17 protein-coding genes are annotated in these 20,694 nt (G+C 58.3%); 7 read left to right on the top strand and 10 right to left on the bottom strand.

Annotated elements, in window-relative coordinates:
- Window positions 1-82: 82 nt before the first annotated feature.
- Entirely contained in the window at window positions 83-631 is a 549-nt protein-coding gene (locus tag BS300_RS04610; RefSeq protein WP_239693797.1) for a hypothetical protein, read from the top strand.
- A gap of 920 nt (window positions 632-1,551) precedes the next feature.
- Window positions 1,552-3,192, top strand: coding sequence for a methyl-accepting chemotaxis protein (locus BS300_RS04605; protein ID WP_071911088.1), 1,641 nt, complete (start codon window positions 1,552-1,554; stop codon window positions 3,190-3,192).
- A 151-nt stretch (window positions 3,193-3,343) separates the two neighbouring features.
- Here BS300_RS04605 and BS300_RS21350 read toward each other — a convergent pair whose 3' ends face one another.
- On the bottom strand, window positions 3,344-3,490 hold the full coding sequence (locus tag BS300_RS21350; RefSeq protein ID WP_165791294.1) for a hypothetical protein: 147 nt from the start codon (window positions 3,488-3,490) through the stop codon (window positions 3,344-3,346).
- Window positions 3,491-4,049: 559 nt separating this feature from the next.
- Between BS300_RS21350 and BS300_RS04600 the strand changes: the two genes are divergently transcribed.
- The 3 genes from BS300_RS04600 to BS300_RS04590 all read left to right on the top strand — a co-directional run bounded on the left by BS300_RS04600 (window position 4,050) and on the right by BS300_RS04590 (window position 8,325).
- Window positions 4,050-5,945: a PTS fructose transporter subunit EIIC gene (locus tag BS300_RS04600; protein ID WP_071911086.1), complete on the top strand. Its 1,896-nt coding sequence runs from the start codon at window positions 4,050-4,052 to the stop codon at window positions 5,943-5,945.
- Window positions 5,946-6,186: 241 nt separating this feature from the next.
- Window positions 6,187-6,939, top strand: coding sequence for a DNA/RNA non-specific endonuclease (locus BS300_RS04595; RefSeq protein ID WP_071911084.1), 753 nt, complete (start codon window positions 6,187-6,189; stop codon window positions 6,937-6,939).
- A gap of 282 nt (window positions 6,940-7,221) precedes the next feature.
- Complete coding sequence (locus tag BS300_RS04590) at window positions 7,222-8,325, top strand: YdcF family protein (RefSeq protein ID WP_043849514.1); 1,104 nt, start codon at window positions 7,222-7,224, stop codon at window positions 8,323-8,325.
- 84 nt (window positions 8,326-8,409) lie between these two features.
- Here the strand turns inward: BS300_RS04590 and BS300_RS04585 are convergent, their stop codons facing one another.
- The 7 genes from BS300_RS04585 to cyoA form a co-directional block, all read right to left on the bottom strand.
- The gene (locus tag BS300_RS04585) at window positions 8,410-8,784 is read right to left on the bottom strand and encodes a DUF805 domain-containing protein (RefSeq protein WP_043849515.1); all 375 of its coding nucleotides are present in this window, start codon (window positions 8,782-8,784) and stop codon (window positions 8,410-8,412) included.
- A 60-nt stretch (window positions 8,785-8,844) separates the two neighbouring features.
- Window positions 8,845-10,215, bottom strand: coding sequence for an MFS transporter (locus BS300_RS04580; RefSeq protein WP_071911082.1), 1,371 nt, complete (start codon window positions 10,213-10,215; stop codon window positions 8,845-8,847).
- 167 nt (window positions 10,216-10,382) lie between these two features.
- Window positions 10,383-11,276 carry a heme o synthase gene (cyoE, locus tag BS300_RS04575; protein ID WP_005347202.1) on the bottom strand — a complete coding sequence of 298 codons (894 nt, stop codon included), beginning with the start codon at window positions 11,274-11,276 and terminating at the stop codon, window positions 10,383-10,385.
- 11 nt (window positions 11,277-11,287) lie between these two features.
- Complete coding sequence (locus tag BS300_RS04570; protein ID WP_033137864.1) at window positions 11,288-11,617, bottom strand: cytochrome o ubiquinol oxidase subunit IV; 330 nt, start codon at window positions 11,615-11,617, stop codon at window positions 11,288-11,290.
- Window positions 11,618-12,232, bottom strand: coding sequence for a cytochrome o ubiquinol oxidase subunit III (locus BS300_RS04565; RefSeq protein WP_071911080.1), 615 nt, complete (start codon window positions 12,230-12,232; stop codon window positions 11,618-11,620).
- Between the two features lie 4 nt (window positions 12,233-12,236).
- The gene (gene cyoB, locus BS300_RS04560) at window positions 12,237-14,213 is read right to left on the bottom strand and encodes a cytochrome o ubiquinol oxidase subunit I (protein ID WP_071911078.1); all 1,977 of its coding nucleotides are present in this window, start codon (window positions 14,211-14,213) and stop codon (window positions 12,237-12,239) included.
- A 2-nt stretch (window positions 14,214-14,215) separates the two neighbouring features.
- A complete protein-coding gene (gene cyoA, locus BS300_RS04555) occupies window positions 14,216-15,259 on the bottom strand; it encodes a cytochrome o ubiquinol oxidase subunit II (RefSeq protein WP_083593380.1) in 1,044 nt (347 codons plus the stop codon).
- A 612-nt stretch (window positions 15,260-15,871) separates the two neighbouring features.
- On the opposite strand from cyoA, the gene BS300_RS04550 reads away from it, so the two are divergent.
- A complete protein-coding gene (locus BS300_RS04550) occupies window positions 15,872-17,797 on the top strand; it encodes an FAD/NAD(P)-binding protein (protein WP_071911073.1) in 1,926 nt (641 codons plus the stop codon).
- On the top strand, window positions 17,794-18,999 hold the full coding sequence (locus tag BS300_RS04545) for a c-type cytochrome (RefSeq protein WP_071911072.1): 1,206 nt from the start codon (window positions 17,794-17,796) through the stop codon (window positions 18,997-18,999). Before BS300_RS04550 ends, BS300_RS04545 begins: the two co-directional genes overlap by 4 nt.
- Before the next feature lie 86 nt (window positions 19,000-19,085).
- On the opposite strand, the gene BS300_RS04540 is transcribed toward BS300_RS04545, so the two are convergent.
- Both BS300_RS04540 and BS300_RS04535 read right to left on the bottom strand, forming a co-directional pair.
- Window positions 19,086-19,415 (bottom strand): DUF3634 family protein, encoded by a 330-nt coding sequence (locus tag BS300_RS04540; RefSeq protein ID WP_033114291.1) that lies wholly within the window; start codon window positions 19,413-19,415, stop codon window positions 19,086-19,088.
- 126 nt (window positions 19,416-19,541) lie between these two features.
- Window positions 19,542-20,525: a nucleoside hydrolase gene (locus BS300_RS04535; protein WP_071911070.1), complete on the bottom strand. Its 984-nt coding sequence runs from the start codon at window positions 20,523-20,525 to the stop codon at window positions 19,542-19,544.
- Window positions 20,526-20,694 lie beyond the last annotated feature (169 nt).

The raw sequence follows: 20,694 nt of genomic DNA, 5'->3' as shown, positions 1-20,694 counted from the left end.
TAAATTCACCACATTCCTCTTTTGCTGCGCCCAGCGTTGACTATGATGCCCGTTTAACCACCACCTTTTTCCGGAGACCGCCATGACCCTTCCTCGTCAACCGGCACAGGTCAGGAGCCAGACCATGAAAGCCGGCACCGCACTCCCGCTGTTGCTGCTGGCACTGCTGGGCAACCCGGTTTATGCCGCTTGCGACGACGGCGTTGCCATCAAGCATGCCAAGGCGTTCTGGGAGCATCACCGGAACTTCTATTACACCGATCCGGCCAGGATCAAAGAGTTGCTGACCCCGGACTTTTTCAGCGTGCTGAGCCGCGAGGCCGAGTGCAATGCCGACGGGGAGGTGTGCGCCATTGATGCCGATCCCTGGACCAACGCGCAGGATGGCGATGTGGTCGAGCCTATCACCTTCAGTGCAACCAGCAGCAGCGACAGCGCGGTGGCAGTGACCATGCACTACCGTCTGGCGATGACAGATACCCGGCAAGAGCCGCAGGAGGTCACCCTCCAGCTGCAAAAATCGGGCGATCAACGCTGCTTTTTGCTCGACGACTTTATTCCCCCGGGCGAAGGCTCTCTGAAAAAGCAGCTGCAGCAGTGGCAGTTGCAAAATGATGGCGGGCAGCAATAAACGACCTTGGAAGGGCTGCGGGGTAAGGCCAGCACTCCCGGCGCTGAATGAAAAGGGGCTGATATTCCCTATCCCTCACACAACTCCCTCACACAACACATATGAATTATTTGGAAAACCGCTCAGTTTTCGGTATGCCTCTCCTCTGCTTACTCTCTTTTGGCGGCTCGGCTCCGCCATCGCTCCTTGAACCTCACACTAAACTCAACCCTGCTGCGCTTCCCACTGGCCGTCAGTGCTTGATTAACTCCTGATTCAGAAAGCTCACTCTGCTGGAGGAAAATATTGGGCGTCCGCTCAAACAGGAATGATATCCGGATCATCTGGATAATATGAGGGGAGAAAAATAATAGTGCACTCCTTATCTCTTTTATTTATCGGTTCCAATGAGAGCCAAAATCACCATGGAGATAGCTCGCCGATGCATTTTTTCATGCCATTTCATAGATGTCATCATATGTCATGACGGTACAACCACGAAGCAAGCCTCAGTGAAATGAAAGAGTTCTCTTTTGATTTACCAAAACCTGCTCGTCGTCATTTCACTTAGCAGATAAATAGTGTCAAATGGACATAACCAGCCAATACCCATCAGCAATCCAAAAACACAAAGCCATTGAATTAAAAAGAAAAACCACAACAAAACTCGATAGCCATGACCACGCTGGATTTAAAAGTACAAAGTGATTCGACAAAAATAATTAGATGATTCTATCAATAATAAAAAATGACTGGTGATGGATCTGATATTTATTTTTGGCATGTCAGCCAAACACGGTTGATGCCAGAAAATGAACATTTCATTTCCCTTGTGATTAATCTCGCTTTTATTTGATTTATTTTTAAGGTATCACATCCCGTAGTCGATATAAAAATTCACATATCGATTTCCTTGAAAAATGATAGATACAAGAGGCTATATGCTGACAAAAATGACAATAGGGCAAAAGCTGATAATGGCGTTTACCACTCTCGCATTGTTGATGCTGGGGTTTGCCTGGTTTGCCACTGCGCAACTATCCAATATTTACCGTGATGCCAGCGAGGTCACTGATAATATTGTTCCCTCCATCCGTGCATCCAGCCAGATGCACGTGGCCTTGCTGGATGCTCGCCGTGCCGAGCTGAACATGGTGATCGATGCACTGGGTAAGGATTCCACCTCCCTCAGCAACAGCACACAGAATTTCGAGGCGGCAAAAAACCAGTTCACTGCCGCCGAACAACGGTATGGATCTATGCCTTTTGTCTCGGAACAAGATCGCAATATCTTCGCCGACCTGCAGGCTGCTGCAGCCAAATACTTCTCCGTCCATGACAACCTGCAAACGGCCATCGTACAGGGCGACATGGTTCGGGTGCAGTCGTTGATCAAAAATGAGTCCCGCACAGCACTTGAACAGGCCGGGCAGGATGGTCTGGAACTACGCAAGGAGAACGATCGGGTCGCCAATCAACTGACCAAACAGAGTGAGGCTTCCTATGAGCGAGCCAAACTGCTGAGCACTACGATCGGTGCGCTAACCCTGTTGTTCGTGATTATTGTGGCCTGGCTGCTGATCCGGCAGATCCGCAATCCGGTGATGACCCTGCTGGAGCAGACCCGCCAGGTGGCGGCAGGCAACCTCACCAGCCAGCTCGATATGCAATGCTTCTCCCATGACGAGCTGGGCAAACTGGCTCAGGGATTCAACGAGATGCAATCCAATCTTCGCATGCTGGTCAACGAGGTCTCTGGCTCGGTGGTGCAGCTGGGAGCGGCCGCCGAAGAGATCAGCGCGGTGGCACTGCAATCGGCCAATAACATGGGGGCTCAGCAGCATGAGCTCAATCAGCTGGCAACCGCCATGAACGAGATGCAGGCCACGGTACAGGAGGTTGCCCGCAACACCAACGACGCCGCCAGCGCAGCAACCTCCGCCAGCGATACTGCTGCACAGGGCAGCGAGACCGTCAATGACTCCATCGGCAGGATCGAGAAAGTGGCTACCGCCATCGAAGAGACGGCTCTGGTAATCCGCCAGCTGGGTGATGACAGCCGAAATATCGGCATGGTGCTTGAAGTGATCCAGGGGATTGCCGAGCAGACCAACCTGCTGGCACTGAATGCAGCAATCGAGGCCGCACGGGCAGGTGAACAGGGTCGTGGTTTCGCCGTGGTCGCCGATGAAGTACGCACTCTGGCCAAACGCACTCAGGACTCCACCTCCCAGATCAATCGCATCATCTCCGAACTGCAGCTGCGCGCCAACGAAGCGGGCGTCACCATGCAGCAGAGTCAGGATATGATGACGGAGACGGTTCATACAGCCCGCGAGGCGGGTGCCGCCATTGGCGAGATCAGCAGCTCGGTCAATAGCATTTCCCATATGAACATCCAGATCGCCACGGCAACCGAAGAGCAGGGAGCTGTCAGCGAGGAGCTCAACCGCAACGTGGTCAATATCAGCAACGCCTCGGAAGAGGTCGCCACCGGCGCCAAGCAAATGGCTCAGGCTTGCAACGACCTCAACCTGCTGGCAAGCCAGCTGCAGGATGTGGTGCGCAAGTTCCGGATCTGACGACCACTCCCCGAGGGCAAGTCAATCTGACGCGTTCCCCAAATAAACAACCCCGCAGCGTACACGCGCTGCGGGGTTGCGTTATTACGCAGAGTTGCCGATAGCAGAACCATACTGTGGCTCTTATCGGCTCACACGATAAATTGAGCTGTTACCCTACCTCTTCTTCCTGATAGTCACCGGAGCGCTCCTGCTGCAGTGCATCGACTCTCGCCTGCCACTTGTTGTGGGCTTGCTGCTGCAGCTGACGCTCCAGCTCCTGGCGCATGGTGTCGACCTCTTGGTCTAGTTTTTCCATCAGAATATCTCCTTGTTTTGGCGAGTCACACATGTTGAACGCGACTCAGGGCTGACGGCACTTGGCCAATGTATCACCTGTTTCGACAACCGGATCCCGCCAACTGCCCAATCAAATAAACGATTGCTTTTAGCTGAACCAATCGAATATTTGGGCTGGTCATCACTCTCTCCTCCTCCCTTCGCCCCTCACTCTCGTCACGACATTGCTCAGCGGGCCCCCCACCCAAATCCTGTTTTTTGCCGCTCTCTTCACACTTTTCATGGCGGTTCCACTCACACAAATCTCCATCTGCAGGATTGCAAGAATGGCGTCACTCAAACAGAGATTAATAATGAGCGGCAAATCAAGTCATTGTTTATAAATGGTTTTACTGATTCATCATGGTTAAACCCAAGGCTGTGTAAATTGCGAGCAGGGTCACAGGGCGGAGGATGTCACACAAAAATCCAGTAAACGGCACATTTGTCCGATTTCGACGAGGGGGCAACGGGAGAACAATATTCCAGTCAACCCAATCCCCACCCAGCGAGCTCAGGAACGGAGCCAGGAGAGTGCAATGTTACCCACAATAACCAACGGCAGACTTATCTGCCTGGAGCTGAAAGCCACCAGCAAGGAGGCCCTGTTCGACGAGATGGCACAGATGCTGGCACGCGATGGCGCCGTCTCTGACCAAGAGCAATTTGTCAAAGATGTCTGGGCCCGCGAGCAACTCGACTGCACCGGGTTCGAGCAGGGTGTAGCCCTGCCCCACGCCAAGAGCAAGGCAGTCAGCCGCCCCGCCATCGCCATCGGGATCAGCAAGCAAGGGATCGAGTACGGTGCCGAAGATGGCAAGCCGACCGAGCTGATCTTCATGATCGCCTCCCCGGATGGCGGTGCCAACCACCACATCGAGGTGCTGGCCGAGCTCTCGACCCGTCTGCTGGAGCCGGGCTTTATCGAGCAGATGAAGGCCGCCACTACCACAGAACAGGTGCTGGCTCTGCTCAAGCAAGGCCCGAGCGTTGCAAAACCGGCCCCAACCGCCAAACCGGCGGCCACTGCCCCGGTTGAACCCACCGAGCGCACCTTCAAGGATCGCCTCAACACCATGAAGCAGCATCTGCTGTTTGGTACCTCCCACATGATCCCCTTTATCGTGGCGGGCGGGGTATTGCTGTCGCTGTCGGTGATGCTGAGCGGGAAAGGCGCGGTGCCGGAAGCGGGCTTCCTCAAGGATATGGCCACCATGGGTATCGCCGGCCTGACCCTGTTTACCGCCGTGCTGGGTGGCTATATAGCCTACTCGCTGGCTGACAAACCGGGTCTGGCGCCTGGCATGATCGGCTCCTGGATTGCCGTTCAGCACTATCAGACCGGTTTTCTCGGCGCCATTCTGGTGGGCTTTATCGCCGGTTTCGTGGTCAATCAGCTCAAACGGATCAAGTTGCCCGACTCCATGAGTTCCCTTGGCTCCATCTTCATCTACCCGCTGATCGGTACCTTCCTGGTGTGTGGCATCGTGATGTGGGGGATCGGTGCCCCGATCGCCGCCATGATGGAGGGGATGAACCACTGGCTCTCCAGCATGGCGGGCTCAGGTAAAGTGATGCTGGGTGCCATTCTGGGTGGTATGACCGCCTTCGATATGGGCGGCCCGGTCAACAAGGTTGCCACCCTGTTTGCCCAGACTCAGGTCAACACCCAGCCCTGGCTGATGGGCGGCGTCGGTATCGCCATCTGCGTGCCGCCGCTCGGTATGGCACTGGCCACCTTCATGTCTCCGAAGCGTTACAAGAAAGAGGAGCGTGAATCCGGCAAAGCGGCCGCCATCATGGGGATGATCGGTATCAGTGAAGGTGCCATTCCGTTCGCTGCCGCTGACCCCGTCCGCGTTATCCCGGCCATCGTGGCAGGCGGCATCGTCGGCAACATCACCGGCTTCATGATGCACAGCATCAACCACGCCCCCTGGGGTGGCTGGATTGTGCTGCCGGTGGTGGAAGGCAAGATGGGCTATATCCTCGGCACCATCCTCGGCGCCCTGACCACAGCCGTCATCGTCAACATTCTGAAAAAACCGGTGAGTGAAGAGGAAGAGGTCACCACCACAGATAGCGACTATCAGGTGATTGAAGCGGAAGGGGAAGCGGACGTACTGGCCATTACCGCCTGCCCGTCCGGTGTGGCCCACACCTTCCTCGCAGCCAAGAGCCTGCAGAAGGCCGCCGCCAAACAGGGGATCAAGATCAAGGTCGAGACCCAGGGCGCCAACGGCATCATCAACCGCATCACCGCCAAGGATGTCGCCAACGCCCGCTACGTCATCTTCGCCCACGACGTGGCGATCAAGAACCGCGAGCGCTTCACCGATATCGAGGTCATCGACGTGAAAACCAAGGAGGCGATCCACAACCCGGAAGCGCTGCTGGCCCGCACGCTGGCAGACAAGGGAGAGCAGGCGGCCTGAGCCGACTGACCCTCGCAATCTTGTACCAAACCAAGGGGCCCACTGTGGGCCCCTTGTTTTTAGCCTCAATCAACTCTCCATCATCTCATGGTGAAAGGCGCTGATTTAAAACATATTAACTATTCACGCGACAGATCTTGGCGAGGCGTCACAAATCCGGAAAGTGTCATCAAGCTGCAATTGAAGCTCCTTCGAGATGTGTATCAAATGATGCTGCCTACTAAACTGGAGCATCACAAAAATGATAAAAATCAATAAATTGGTTCTGGCTATTACCCTCACCCTCAGCACCAGCCCCTTGCTAGCGGCCCATTGGGAGTGCGGCGCTCACGTTCGCTTCGGCCTCCCCTCCGAATCGGATCAAAAGCTCTGCCGCGAAGGCTATGCCGCAGGCTACAACTACGACTACAAGGTCTCCGAGTGGGTTTCCTACCGGATGACGGCTGAAAGTGCACGGGGCCCGATCCCCCGCAAGGATGCCTTCGCCGAAGACAAGGAGATCCCGGTCGCCTATCGCGCCACCCTCTCCGACTACAAGGGCTCGGGCTATGACCGTGGCCACCAGGCTCCGGCCGCCGACATGAAGTCCACCAAGACGACCATGCTGCAGAGCTTCCTGCTGAGCAATATGACCCCGCAATTTGGCAAGCTCAATCAGAAGGCCTGGAATGTGCTGGAGGGACAGGTCAACAAATGGGCGGTCTCCCGCAAGGATGTGCAGGTCATCACCGGCCCCATCTTTACCGGCTCTGAAGAGTCCATCGGTCAGGGTGTGACGATCCCGAGCGCCTACTACAAGATCGTGATGGACCCAGCCAAACTGCAGGCCATCGCCTTTATCATGCCGCAACAGGATATTCCCGTTAGCAAGATCGCCGACTACCGGGTGTCGGTGCGTGAAGTGGAGGAGCAGACTCACCTCAACTTCTTCAGCGATATGCCCGAAGAGCAGCAGGAGACGCTGGAAGCGCGTGTCTCCCCGATGTGGAACTAACTCAAAATTCGATAGATTGAGAATCAACCTATCCAAATAACAGATAGGTTGGGGAGCCAATGCTGCCGATGGCAGGGGGAAAACCGCTCCCCCTGCCCTTTTGGCAGAGCAGCCGGGAACGCGGTTCATCCCCCACGACTCGCCCCGACTCACAGTTTGACGCCCCGATAACTGCTATATTGCCCGCCTGTTTTGGTACTAACCGACTGAATTGACGCGACTTTGCTCGGCGCTGCCAACTGGCGGCGCACAGTGGCAATCAGCCCGACCGAGGAATCTTAGATGAAACAGACCCTTCTCGCCCTGACGCTGAGCGGCCTGCTGGCTCTCTCCCCCCTCGCCCTGCAGGCGGCCGAAAGCTCGATGCAGATAGAGAGCGACCTCAATACCCTGGTGAGCAAGCGCCAGGTGGTGGACATGCTGCTGGCCGAGGCGCAGCAGATCTACAAGTCGCCGGCCAAGATCTCCCACGCCGGCTTTACCGCCAAGATGCCGAGCAACATGGAGCTGGTCACCAACCGGCTGCTGGCGGCCTACAAACTCGAACCCTATCGCACCGACCTGCTCATCTCGGCGGCCAACGCCCAGATCTACAACGGCAATATCGACCGCGCCATCTCGCTGCTGGAGCAGGCGCAGGCGGTCGCCCCCGATGACCTCGACATCAACAGCTACCTCGCCATCTGGCAGCTGGTGAAAGGAAACAAGGAGGCGTCGCGCACCGCCCTGGCCAAGGTAGCGGATCGCAACGGCGGACGCGCCGCCGATCTGGACAAGATCATCGCAAGGGTGCAGCGGGTCACCACCATGGCGCTGCAGACCGAGCTGACCGAGGATCAGCTCAAGGCAAGCAAAGAGGGTAAACGCGCCATCGTCACCCTGGGTTACGCCCTCAACCCCGACGGCACCATGGACCGGATCCTGCTGGGCAGGCTGCAGGCCACCCTCAAGCTCGCCAAGACGGATCCCGATTCGCTCATCATCCTGACCGGCGGGGTGCCGCAAAATCACCAGACCGAAGGCAAGCTGATGGCCGACTGGCTGGCCAATCACGGCATCGACCGCAGCCGCCTCATCGAGGAGAACTACGCCACCAGTACGGTGGAAAATGGTCTCTACAGCGCCTATGCCCTCGCCCGCCACCAGATCAACTATGCGGTGCTGGTGAGCTCCGCCAGCCATGTCCGCCGCGGTCAGGCGGTGCTTGAAACCGCCTGCGACCAGACCGGCCCGGCCGGGCTGCAGGTGGTGAGCGTCAGCTTCCCCGACAAACCACTCGAGGATCTGGCAAGCGTGAGCCAGAGTGAGCTGCTCGGCATCTACCGCGATGTGCTACGTACCTACGGTATGTGGAGCTACCGCTCGGCCCCGCTGATTGAACGCTAACGAACCTGCAATCAGCCCAAGTCACAGAAACAGAGAGGGAGGCATGATGCCTCCCTCTTTCGTTTGTACGTTTCACCACACCTGTCAGCTGGCGATAAAGCCCTGCGAGGGGCCCGCTTTGGGATCATCGCCGAAGCGGTTCGGCCCCTGCTGGCCGTTGCAGACCATAAAGTAGATGAGCACCAGGGTGCCGATAACGGGGATAAGGCCGATCAGCAGCCACCAGCCGCTGCGGTCGGTGTCATGCAGACGGCGCACCGCCACGGCGAGGGACGGGAGCAATACTGCCAGCGAGTAGATGGCGCTCAGGATCTCCTTGTCGCTGCCAATCAAGCGATCCACCATCCCCACCAGCAGCATGAATACGACGTTGCAGAGCACGAACATCCAGTATTCGGTGCGACGGGCCCGCCCGCTGAATACCGCATATTGCTTGAGTACCGAGATATACCAGTTCATTTCGCCTCCAGACTGTTTTCAAAAACAAGTAGTTGCAGATCCGAACCGAGCTTAGCGCGATCAGTGCCAGCCGTCGATGACCAGCAGCTCCAGATCCCGGCGGCTGATGCGCTTGCTGTCCACCTTGACATAGACAGAGCGTTCGGAAGCAGCCAGCAGCACATCGCTCACCCCTTCGCAGGCGCGGATCTTCTGCTCCAGAGCCGTATTGGCCTCCACCCCTTCCGGCAGCACGATGCGCAGACTGCTCACGTAAGGGGGCTCCTGCATGGTGAGACTGACCCCGAGCCAGAGCAACGCCAGCGCGGCGCAGCCGCCAAACACCAGCGAGGCGCCACCCAAACTGTAGAGCAGACCGCCGAGGCTACCACCGATGGCCACCCCGATGAACTGGCTGGTGGAGTAGATCCCCATGGCGGTGCCCTTGTAGCCAGGGGGCGACTCCTTGCTGATAAGAGAGGGCAGCAGCGCCTCCATCACGTTGAAACCGATGAAGAAGATCTGCAGGCCGGCGAGCAGGCCCCACAGCTGCAGCCCGCTTTGCCAGAGCACCAGCTCGGCGACGAGCATCACCAGCACGCAGATCTGGAACACGAGCTTCATCTTTCTGCGCTTCTCGGCATAGATGATGAAGGGCACCACGCTGACGAAGGCGATCAGCATGGTGACCAGATAGGCTTGCCACTGGCTGTCGCGGGGCAAACCGGCGCGCTCCAGCAGCGGCGGCAACGCCACGAAGCTCGACATCAGCAGGGTATGCACGCAGAGGATGCCGAAGTTAAGCTTGAGCAGGTGCGGATTGGTCAGCACGGTGCGCATCCCCCCCTTCACCATGCCGGACTCGCGATTGAGCAGGTGGTCGCTCGGAGTCGGCACCAGCCAGAGGGTGACGGCGATGCCCCCTAGCGCCAACAGGGCGATCAACCAGAACAGGCCGGAGAGCCCCAGCGCATGGGTGATGAGGGGGCCGGTCACCATGGCAATGGCGAAGGTGATGCCAAAACTCACCCCGATAAAAGCCATCGCCTTGGTGCGGTTCTGCTCGCGGGTGAGATCAGACAAGAGCGCCATCACGGCGGCGGAGATGGCGCCGCTCCCCTGCAGGGCGCGGCCGAGGATGACCCCCCAGATGGAGTGGGTCAGCGCCGCGATCACGCTGCCGAGGGCAAACATCAGCAGGCCGCCGACGATGAGGGGCTTGCGGCCCACCTTGTCGGAGAGCAGACCGAACGGGATCTGAAACAGCGCCTGGGTCATGCCGTAGATGCCGATGGCCAGGCCAATCAGCGCCTCGGAGGCCCCCGCGAGAGACATGCCGTAGGTGGTCAGCACCGGCAGCACCATAAACATGCCGAGCATGCGCAACGAGAAGACGGAGCCGAGCGCCCAGGTGGCACGGCGCTCGCCCCTCGTCATGGTGAAATCATTCATGATGGCCTCGATAGGTCAGAGAAAAAGAAGAGTAACGGGGTGGCCGACAGCTGCCATGCCACACCCGATATATGGGAAAAGTGCCCGACGGGGCGGCCCCATAATAACAGAGCCGGGAAAGTTCCCGGCTCTGGATTTCATGCATTTTAGGGGGGCAAGTCACACTATCAGGGCAGCATGCTCACCAGCACGGGAGCTGCTTCCGGTTGGAAATCCACCGACATCATCACGCTGAGACAAGTGATGGTGACGATGGAGAACATGAACAGCTTGCGGGCCCAGAGTGCATCATCCACCAGCTGCTTGTAGCCAGACAGCGCCATCCCCAGCCACCAGACGCTCACCGCGGTGGCCACCACCAGATACTTGTAGCCGGCATAACCGCCGAGGAACAGCATCAGGGTCGGCACCATGAAGGCCAGGATGTAGAGGGTGATGTGGAGCTTGGCCACCGGGATCCCCTTCACCACCGGCAATACCGGGATGTTGGCAGCCTGATAATCCTTGAAGCGGAAGATGGCGATCGCATAGGAGTGCGGCATCTGCCACAGGCTGAAGATCGCCAGCAGGATCAGCGCCCCCGAGTCGAACTGACCGCTCACCGCACAGTAGCCGATGACAGGTGGCGCAGCGCCGGAGAGGCTGCCGACCAGGGTGCCGTAGACCGAGTGACGCTTCATGTAGAGGCTGTAGACCCCCACATAGACAATGAAGCCCAGCACTGCCAGCAAGGCGGCCAACGGATTGGCCGCAAAGTAGAGCAGTGCAATGCCTGCAATGCCGAGCGCGGTGGCGTACCAGAGCGATACGCCGGGGGCGATCAGACCCTTCACCAGAGCACGGTTCTTGGTGCGCTCCATGATGCAGTCGATGTCCCGGTCGATGTAGTTGTTGAACACGCAACCGGAGGCGACCACCAGTGATACACCAGCCATGGTCAGAATGAACAGGGGCAAGTCCATGCTCCCCTTGGAGGCCAGCAGGAATCCCCCGATAACCGAGATGAGGTTACCGAAGATGATGCCCGGCTTGGTCACTTGCAGGTATTGCTTCATCATCATTGCCAGCCTGCTCAGTGGACCATCATGTTGATGTTGAGGTTGTACATGATCCACAGGGAACCCACGATCACGATGGCGATGATGAGCACGGTAAAGACCAGTGCCACCAGATTCCAGCGCTCCTCGGACGAGGTGTTCATGTGCAGGAAGTAGACCAGATGGACGAAGATCTGCACCACCGCCATGCCGACCACAGTAGCCAGCACGGTCCCGTGGGAGGCGGAGCCATCCATCACCATCCAGAACGGGATCGCGGTCAGAATGACTGACAGCACGAAGCCGGTCAGATAGCTCTTGGCGCTGCCGTGGCTGGCGCCGTGATTGTCAACGGAATGACTCATTTACATTGCCCCCATCAGATAGACCACGGTAAAGACGCAGATCCACACCACGTCGAGGAAGTGCCAGAACAGGCTCAGGCACATCAGGCGGGAGCGGTTGCGATCGGTCAGCCCCTTCTTGGCCACCAGCACCATCATCACGATGATCCAGATAAGGCCGCTGGTCACGTGGATACCGTGGGTACCGACCAGAGTGAAGAAGGCGGAGAGGAAAGCGCTGCGATCCGGGCCGTAGCCCTCGGCGATCAGGTGATGGAATTCGTAGATCTCCATCGCGATAAAGCCGGCACCCAGCACGAAGGTCACCAGCAACCAGCCGTTGATGGCGGATAGCTGGTTCTTGTTCATCGCCAGCATGGCAAAACCGAAGGTGATGCTGCTAAAGAGCAGCAACATGGTTTCGCCAAACACGAACGGCAGCTCGAAGATATCCTTGCCGCTCGGGCCGCCGGCGGTGCCGTTGACCAGGACTGCATAGGTTGCAAACAGGCATGCAAACAGGATGCAGTCACTCATCAGGTAGATCCAGAAACCGAATACCTTGTTGGCACCGGCATCGTGGTGCCCATGGTCATGGGCACCGTCGTGAGTGTGATGTAGAACGTCGGTCGCCATTGCTTCACGCCACCTTGTTGATATTTTCAAAATGCTGACGCTCGATCCGCTCGATCTCGTCAACCTGCACGTAGTAATCCACGTCGTCGTTGAAGCTGTGGATGATCCAGCTCGCAATCATGCCGATGAAGCCGGCGATGGCCATCCACCAGATGTGCCAGACCATGGCAAAACCAAACACGGTGGCAAAGCCTGCGATGATGACCCCTGCCCCGGTGTTCTTGGGCATATGGATCGGGTCGTAGTGCTCGGGCTGCTGATAGGCAGAACCGTCCTGCTTGGCATCCCAGAAGGCATCCAGCCCCTTGATCTTCGGCTCGATGGCGAAGTTGTAGAAGGGCGGCGGGGAAGAGGTTGCCCACTCCAGGGTTCGACCACCCCAGGGGTCACCGGTCAGATCGCGGTTCTGCTCGCGGTCGCGGATGCTGACCACCAGCTGGATCACCTGGCACAACACACCCACGGCAATCAGCGCGGCACCACAGGCAGCCACTACCAGCCAGCCATGGAACTGGGGATCCAGATGCTGGCTGACGCGACGGGTCATGCCCATGAAGCCCAGCACGTAGAGCGGCATGAAGGCGACGAAGAAGCCGACAATCCAGAACCAGAAGGCGCGCTTGCCCCACACATCGTTGAGCTTGAAGCCGAACGCTTTCGGGAACCAGTAGGTGATACCGGCGAAGCAGCCGAACACCACACCGCCGATGATGACGTTGTGGAAGTGGGCGATCAGGAACAGGCTGTTGTGCAGCACGAAGTTGGCCGCCGGTACCGAGAGCAGTACCCCGGTCATGCCGCCGATGCTGAAGGTGATGATGAAGCCGACGGTCCACAACATGGGCGAGGTGAACTCGATGCGACCGCGGTACATGGTGAACAGCCAGTTGAAGATCTTCACCCCGGTCGGGATGGAGATGATCATGGTGGTGATGCCGAAGAAGGCATTCACGTTGGCGCCGGAGCCCATGGTGAAGAAGTGGTGCAGCCAGACGATGAAGGAGAGCACGGTAATGGCGACGGTCGCCCACACCAGCGAGGTGTAACCGAACAGCTTCTTCTTGCTGAAGGTGGCCACCACTTCGGAGAAGATCCCGAACACCGGCAGCACCAGAATGTACACCTCGGGGTGACCCCAGGCCCAGATCAGGTTGATGTACATCATCATGTTGCCACCCATGTCATTGGTAAAGAAATGGGTGCCGAGGTAACGGTCGGCGGTGAGCAGGGCCACCGTGACGGTCAGGATCGGGAAGGAGGCGATGATCAGGATGTTGGCGCACAGGGCCGTCCAGGTAAACACCGGCAGGCGCATCATGGTCATGCCTGGGGCGCGCATCTTGATGATGGTGGCGAAGAAGTTGACGCCGGTCAGCAAAGTGCCCAACCCCGAGATCTGCAGGCTCCAGATCCAGTAGTCGACCCCGACCCCCGGGCTGTACTCCAGCCCCGACAGCGGCGGATAGGCCAGCCAGCCGGTCTGGGCAAATTCACCAACCCCGAGGGAGATGTTGATCAGCACCACGGCGGCGGCGGTGAACCAGAAGCTCACGTTGTTGAGGAAGGGGAAGGCCACGTCACGGGCGCCGATCTGCAGCGGCACCACAATGTTCATCAGACCGATCACCAGCGGCATCGCCACAAAGAAGATCATGATGACGCCGTGGGCGGTGAAGATCTGGTCGTAGTGATGCGGTGGCAGAATGCCGTCGCTGCCGGCCGAAGCCATCACCTGCTGGGTCCGCATCATCACCGCATCGGCGAAGCCGCGCAGCAACATGACCATGCCGAGGATGAGATACATGATCCCGAGGCGCTTGTGATCCACCGAGGTGAGCCACTCTTTCCACAGATATTGCCACTTGCCGAAATAGGTGATGAGACCGGCGACAGCCAGCCCCCCCAGAATGATTCCGGCCACCGTCACCATGATGATGGGTTCATGGTATGGAATGGCGTCGAGCGTTAATTTTCCAAACATCGTTATTCCTCGGATCCCGCTTTCACAGAGTTGTCATCCATTGCCATCTTCATATGGCCGGCATGATCCATGTGTTCGTCTTGCGCCATGCCGCCATGGTTCATCTGTGAGTGATCCATCCCCTGATGGGTCATGGTCTCCCCCTGCGCCATGGGCATCTCGTGGGTCATCCCCTGATGCTGGCCGTGCTTCATGTCACCCATGAACTTGTTGATCAGGGTGGCAAACAGTTTCGGGTCGGCACTGGAGAAGTACTCCACCGGATGGAACTCGCTCGGTTTGGCCAGCGCATTGAACTGATCCATGGTGATCAACTGTTTTGGCGACGCCTTTACCTTGGCAACCCAGGCATCAAAACCAGCCTGATCCGGTGTAGCGATGGCATTGAACTTCATGCCCGAGAAACCGGCACCGCTGTAGCTGCTGGAGATGCCGTCATATTGGCCCGGCTCGTTGGCGATAAGGTGCAGCTTGGTCTGCATGCCCGCCATCGCATATATCTGGCCGCCCAGACGCGGAATGAAGAAGGAGTTCATCACGGTATCGGAGGTGACCCGGAAATTGACCGGCGTATTGACCGGGAAAGCCAATTCATTAACCGATGCAATACCCAGTTCTGGATAGACAAACAACCATTTCCAGTCGAGGGAAATAACATCGACCTGAATCGGTTTCACCGTGGAATCCAGCGGTTTGTAAGGATCCAGTTCGTGAGATGTTTTCCAGGTAATAGTGGCAAGAATAACGATAATAATGACGGGAACGGTCCAGACAACCGCTTCAATCTTGTTGGAGTGAGACCAGTCAGGGGTATATTTGGCGTCGGTATTAGAAGCTCTGTATTTACGAGAAAATACCACGGCCATAATAATTACAGGGATCACCACGATTAACATCAGACCAAGGGCCGTCAGTATCAGTGATTTCTGTTCCAGACCAATCTGCCCTTTGGGGCTCATCAGAGCCATGTCACAGCCAGTCAGCATGCCGGCGGCCGCGAGCAACAGCAAAGCACCCAAACCCCTCTTTAATGCAAAAGGTTTCATGCAGCGTCCTTTATATTCGCAAGGCTAAAGTTGTAAAAAAACGCATCATTCTGAACAAAACCTGACTATGTGAACAACATGAAAAATTAATCTCGATGTTGTGCCCAGGTTGGCGTTTGCATGTAACAGTTGTTAACCCGTGACCAATAACCGGCTGCATAAAACACGCTGATCATTAATTCATCGCACCCTGCTTTTATTTCAATCAGCTTGGCGCCAGAGCAAGAGAACCGCACACAATTAACCTTGTATTATTCATGGTCAAATAACGGAATTTGAACTATCTGCATAAAATACATGCACTATTTCCGCACTGTTTTTGTGCCCTCTGGAAATATGAAAAACGAAAAGGAACTCAATCAAAACCATAATTAATCAAAATGAGTTCAAATTAATTCCATGGATTCGGCAAGGTTTTGTCTCATAAATATGCAAAGTAGAGACATCTACCCCTGTTTTGGCCATTACAAGCTTCATCATTTTGTTTAATAAGTTATTATCAAAGCCATGGACTCTACCGGGATATGACGGTAGGTTGCGTCCCCTTGCTGCTTGCCAGCTACCATTTCAGCTCTGTGCTTTTTTTCAACGCTTCAAACAACAGGGATTGCCATGAGCATCACACGCAGAGATTTTCTCAATGGCGTCGCCATCACCATCGCAGCAGGCATCGCCCCCATCAACCTGCTCAAGGCTGCCGAAGGCGGCAGCGCGCTGGCTGACAAGACGCTGGTCTACCCGCCCGCCCTCACCGGCTTGCGCGGCAACCACCCGGGCTCTTTCGAACCGGCTCACAGCATCGCCCGCGATGGCAAACAGTATGACTTTGCCAATGTTCCCCTTGAGGGAGAGTACGATCTGGTGATCGTCGGCGCCGGCATCAGCGGTCTGGCCGCCGCCTGCTTCTATCAGCAACTGCTCGGCGCGGATAAAAAGATCCTCCTGCTCGACAACCACGATGACTTCGGCGGCCACGCCAAGCGCAACGAGTTCACCACCCCCGATGGCCTGCAGCTGGGCTACGGCGGCAGTGAATCCCTGCAATCACCGCGCTCGGTTTACAGCCCGGTGGCGCTCGGTCTGCTCAAGGCGCTGGAGGTCAACATCGACGAGCTGGCCGCCGGTTTCCAGCAGACCTTCTATCCGGATCTGGGGCTCAGCCGCGGCGTCTATTTCGACGAGAAGCACTTTGGCGTCAACAAGATAGTGAACGGCGATCCGGGCCATAACGTGGCGGATGACATCCCGCGCGATCGCCTGAATGGCCGTCCGCTGGCGGAGTTTATCGGTGACTTCCCGCTCGATGATGCCGACAAGGCCGCCCTGCTGGCACTGCACGAGGAGAAGACCGACTACCTGAGCGGCATGACCCGCGAACAGCAGGATGAGTGGATCACCCGCAACAGCTACACCACTTTCCTGCGCGACAAGGTGGGCCTGAGCGAACGTGCCATCACCTACTTCCAGCAACGTACCAACGATTTTCAGGCCGTCGGCATCGACGCCACCGCCTGCGCCGACGCCCGCCTCTGTGCCCTGCCCGGCTTTGGCGGCCTCAACCTGACGCCGCTCGATGCCGAGGAGCAGGCCGAGCTCGACGATCCCTACATCTTCCACTTCCCGGATGGCAACGCCGGTCTCACCCGCCTGATGGTGCGCAAGCTCATCCCACAGGTGGCACCGGGTCACACCATGCAGGATGTGGTGCTGGCCAAATTTGACTACAGCAAGCTCGACCTGCCGGAGCACAAGGTGCAGCTGCGCCTTGGCAGTACCGCCCTGCAGGCGAAAAACGTGCGCCTCGCCGATGGCAAGCTGGCAGTGGACGTCACCTATATCAAAGAAGGGAAACTGCACCGGGTGCGCGCCAAACAGTCGATCATGGCTGGCTACAACATGATGATCCCCTACATGGTGCCCGAGATGCCCGAGCCCCAGAAGGAGGCGCTGCGCCAGAACGTCAAGGCTCCGCTGGTCTACACCAAGGTGGTGATCAAGAACTGGCAAGCCTTCGTCAAGCTCGGGGTGCACGAGGTCTACTCCCCGGCAGCCCCTTACAGCCGGGTCAAGCTCGACTATCCGGTCAGCATGGGTGGCTATGAGCATCCCAAGAGCCCGGATCAGCCGATGTGCCTGCACATGGTCTATGTGCCGACCCTGCCGGGCAGCGGCCTATCAGCCCGCGAACAGTCCCGCAAGGGGCGCGCCATGATCCTTGGCATGCCGTTCGAGCAGCATGAACAGATGATCCGCGAACAGCTGCAGGGGATGCTGGGTAGCGCCGGTTTCAACCATGAGCAGGATATCCTCGCCATCACGGTCAACCGCTGGTCCCACGGCTACTCCTATGTCACCAACACCCTGTTTGATGACGAGGAGCAGTGCGAGAAGTGGATCGAGCTGGGTCGCAAGCCGGTCGGCAACATCACCATCGCCAACTCGGATTCGGGCTGGAGTCCCTACGCCCACGCCGCCATCGACGAGGCATGGCGCGCCGTTAACGAGCTGGTCGCCATGAGCAAGGGAGGTGCCCAATGAGCCGCGCCCTGTCACTGACTGCCAGCGCCCTGCTGCTGGCGCTGCCCGCCCTTGCCGCCCACGCGGCTCCCGCCATGTCGGCCGGTGAGTATGTTGCCAAGCTGGGCGATTGCGCCGCCTGTCACACCAGCGAGGCGAGCAAACCGCTGGCTGGCGGCAAAGGGTTCCCGACCCCCATCGGCACCGTGTTTGCCACCAACATCACCCCCGACAAGAGTCACGGCATCGGCAACTACAGCCTGCCTGAGTTCATCAAGGTGATGCGCGAAGGGGTGGCCCGCGATGGGCATCGCCTCTATCCGGCCATGCCCTACACCGCCTACGCCAAGATGAGCGATGAGGATCTCACCGCCCTCTACCACTACCTGATGCAGGATGTGCAGCCGCTGGCTGTGGCCAACAAAGAGAGCGACATCCCCTGGCCGCTCAACATGCGCTGGCCGCTGATGGGCTGGAACTGGGTCTATCACGACGACAGCCGCTTCACCCCGGTCGCAGGCAAGAGCGAGGAGTGGAACCGCGGCGCCTATCTGGTGCAGGGTGCCGGTCACTGCGGCAGCTGCCACACCCCGCGCGGGCTTGGCATGCAGGAGAAAGCGCTGACCGAGGCGGATCCCGTCTACCTGAGCGGTGCCGCCCTCGACGGCTGGTATGCCCCCGATATTCGCGGCAGCCGCTACGACAAGCAGGCGCTGATCGACCTGCTGAAAACTGGCCGCAGCCAGCATCAGGCGGTCGCAGGCCCGATGGCGGAAGTGATCACTCACAGCAGCCAGTATTTCAGCGACGCCGATCTGGCCAGCATCGCCACCTACCTCACCGACCTGAAAGATGAGCCGGCGGTAGCGAAAGGTGCCCGCGCCTATGCCAGCGCCGGCGGCAAGGCGGACTACGCCATGTACTGTTCCACCTGCCACGGGGTCGATGGCAAGGGCAATGACCACGTCATCCCCTCGCTGGTGAACAATCGCACCGTGCTGGCGGACGATCCGGCGAGCCTGCTCAACGTGCTGCTGCATGGCGCCGAGACGCCCATCACCCGCGGTCATCTCGGCTACCACATGCCGGGCTATGGCTGGACCATGGATGACGAGCGGATCGCCGAGCTGGTCAATACATTGCGCGCCTCCTGGGGCAACGAGGGGCAGGCGATCAAGGCTGCTGCCGTCAAAGCCCAGCGTGAGCTGCACGGCAAGGAGTAAGGGCAAGCCGCTCTCGCTTGGCCAAGCGCCATAAAAAACGGGCCTCCACTGGAGGCCCGTTTGCTATCTGGTGCACTCGGACTGTTTTACCCTTTGCGCGGCTTGGCACCCGGGGCGGCGACGTGACGATAGTCGCCATAGGGGAAGATATTGCGAAAACGCTGGGCCACCGGCTCGGGGATGGAGCGGGAGAAGACCAGCTTGACCCCGTCGCCATCGCGATGTCCCACAATGCGCCCGCGCACTGTTTCGTGGCGCAGGATCTGCTTGGCATGCTCAATAAAGGCGGGCGATACCTTGCCCTGCTTGACCACCACCTTGCCGGGTGCAAGGCGGATCTCGAACAGGGCACCACGCCCCAGCTTCATCAACCACCAGATCAGGGCTATCGCCACTATCAAGGAAATCCAGGCCATCCCAATCCCTCCTAACGTCTTGATATCAGGCAGTATAAGCGCCTGTGCGCCGCGATTGTTTGGCGGGGATCACAGCCGCAACGCAACGCGCGCTACCACGAATCACCGCCAGACCGTCGGGGACGTTTAACGGCGCTTGCCCCAGGCAACCAGCGTCTCGCGATAGAGGGCGAGCAGCGCCTCATCACGCACAGCCACCCCGACCTGCTGCGGACGAAAATCGGCCCAGCCATCGTGGGAGTGGCGCTTGCCATCGAACTTTTGCAGGGTATGACCGATAGCCGGGCCACTGTTGATCACCCGCACCGGCCCCTCACGCAGGGTAAAGAGAGTCGGGTCAATGACATAGGCGATGGCGGACGGGTCGTGGACATGGCAACCGGAGAGTCCCAGTTTCTCCGAGTAAAAACGCAGGTAGAAGCGGCTGACATCCCACAGGAACTGGCCCGGCTCGCCCGCCTCGTCGCGCAGCGCATCGAGATAGTCGCCGCTGAAAAAGCTCTGCTGGGTCACATCCAGCCCGATGATCACCACCGGCCAGTCGGCAGTAAAGACCCGGTCGGCAGCATCGGGATCATCGTGGATATTGGCCTCGGCATAGGGGGTGACGTTGCCGCGATGACCGTTGACGCCAAAAGCGCCCCCCATCACCACCACCTGTTTCACCAGTGAAACAATCTCGGGCGCCAGCTGCAGCGCCAGCGCCAGATTGGTCAGGGGCCCGATGGTAACGAGAGTGATCTCCCCCGGCGCCGCTTTGACCGCCTCGACAATGTACTGCCAGGCGGGACGGGGATCGGGCGCAATATTCACCTCCCCCGCCTCCAGGTCACCAAAGCCGCTCGGGCCGTGAACTATGGTGGTGGGGCCGACCGGATCACGCAGCAGCGGGGCCGCTGCGCCTTTGGCCACATCCGCTTTCATGCCGTACTTCTGTTTGAGCCAGAGGGCGTTGCGGGTGCCATTGGCGATGGTGGCGTTGCCAAAGACAGTGGTGATGGCGAGCAGCTCGATGGCGGGATGGGCCTCGGCAAAGAGGATGGCCATGGCATCGTCGATGCCCGGATCAGTGTCGAGAATAATCTTGTGAGTCTGGATCTTGTCAGTCATATGACCTCCCTGCAACGACAAAAGGGGGAGTCTACCGGGCTCGCCGCCCTTTATCCCGGCAGGGGATCACACCCTGAACCTTTGTTTGCACTTTCCGGCATCGCATCAACGATCCACGCCCCCACAACAAAAAATGGCGCGGCCACTTGGGGCCGCGCCATGACGATTC

It is taken from the genome of Aeromonas sp. SCS5 (assembly GCF_001887375.1).
GTDB classification, from domain to species: Bacteria; Pseudomonadota; Gammaproteobacteria; order Enterobacterales; family Aeromonadaceae; genus Aeromonas; species Aeromonas jandaei.
The sequence above is the reverse complement of the archived record's forward strand: the minus strand, read 5'-3'. Positions and strand labels throughout refer to the sequence as shown.

Excerpts from the sequence above, each read along its gene's own strand:
- cyoA (WP_083593380.1), bottom strand. The coding sequence starts at position 15,259 with ATGAAACCTTTTGCATTAAAGAGGGGTTTGGGTGCTTTGCTGTTGCTC.
- BS300_RS04605 (WP_071911088.1), top strand. The coding sequence starts at position 1,552 with ATGCTGACAAAAATGACAATAGGGCAAAAGCTGATAATGGCGTTTACC.
- BS300_RS04570 (WP_033137864.1), bottom strand. The coding sequence starts at position 11,617 with ATGAGTCATTCCGTTGACAATCACGGCGCCAGCCACGGCAGCGCCAAG.
- BS300_RS04585 (WP_043849515.1), bottom strand. The coding sequence starts at position 8,784 with ATGAACTGGTATATCTCGGTACTCAAGCAATATGCGGTATTCAGCGGG.
- BS300_RS04590 (WP_043849514.1), top strand. The coding sequence starts at position 7,222 with ATGAAACAGACCCTTCTCGCCCTGACGCTGAGCGGCCTGCTGGCTCTC.
- BS300_RS04545 (WP_071911072.1), top strand. The coding sequence starts at position 17,794 with ATGAGCCGCGCCCTGTCACTGACTGCCAGCGCCCTGCTGCTGGCGCTG.
- cyoB (WP_071911078.1), bottom strand. The coding sequence starts at position 14,213 with ATGTTTGGAAAATTAACGCTCGACGCCATTCCATACCATGAACCCATC.
- BS300_RS04535 (WP_071911070.1), bottom strand. The coding sequence starts at position 20,525 with ATGACTGACAAGATCCAGACTCACAAGATTATTCTCGACACTGATCCG.
- BS300_RS04600 (WP_071911086.1), top strand. The coding sequence starts at position 4,050 with ATGTTACCCACAATAACCAACGGCAGACTTATCTGCCTGGAGCTGAAA.
- BS300_RS04565 (WP_071911080.1), bottom strand. The coding sequence starts at position 12,232 with ATGGCGACCGACGTTCTACATCACACTCACGACGGTGCCCATGACCAT.
- BS300_RS04610 (WP_239693797.1), top strand. The coding sequence starts at position 83 with ATGACCCTTCCTCGTCAACCGGCACAGGTCAGGAGCCAGACCATGAAA.
- BS300_RS21350 (WP_165791294.1), bottom strand. The coding sequence starts at position 3,490 with ATGGAAAAACTAGACCAAGAGGTCGACACCATGCGCCAGGAGCTGGAG.
- BS300_RS04550 (WP_071911073.1), top strand. The coding sequence starts at position 15,872 with ATGAGCATCACACGCAGAGATTTTCTCAATGGCGTCGCCATCACCATC.
- BS300_RS04540 (WP_033114291.1), bottom strand. The coding sequence starts at position 19,415 with ATGGCCTGGATTTCCTTGATAGTGGCGATAGCCCTGATCTGGTGGTTG.
- BS300_RS04595 (WP_071911084.1), top strand. The coding sequence starts at position 6,187 with ATGATAAAAATCAATAAATTGGTTCTGGCTATTACCCTCACCCTCAGC.
- BS300_RS04580 (WP_071911082.1), bottom strand. The coding sequence starts at position 10,215 with ATGAATGATTTCACCATGACGAGGGGCGAGCGCCGTGCCACCTGGGCG.
- cyoE (WP_005347202.1), bottom strand. The coding sequence starts at position 11,276 with ATGATGATGAAGCAATACCTGCAAGTGACCAAGCCGGGCATCATCTTC.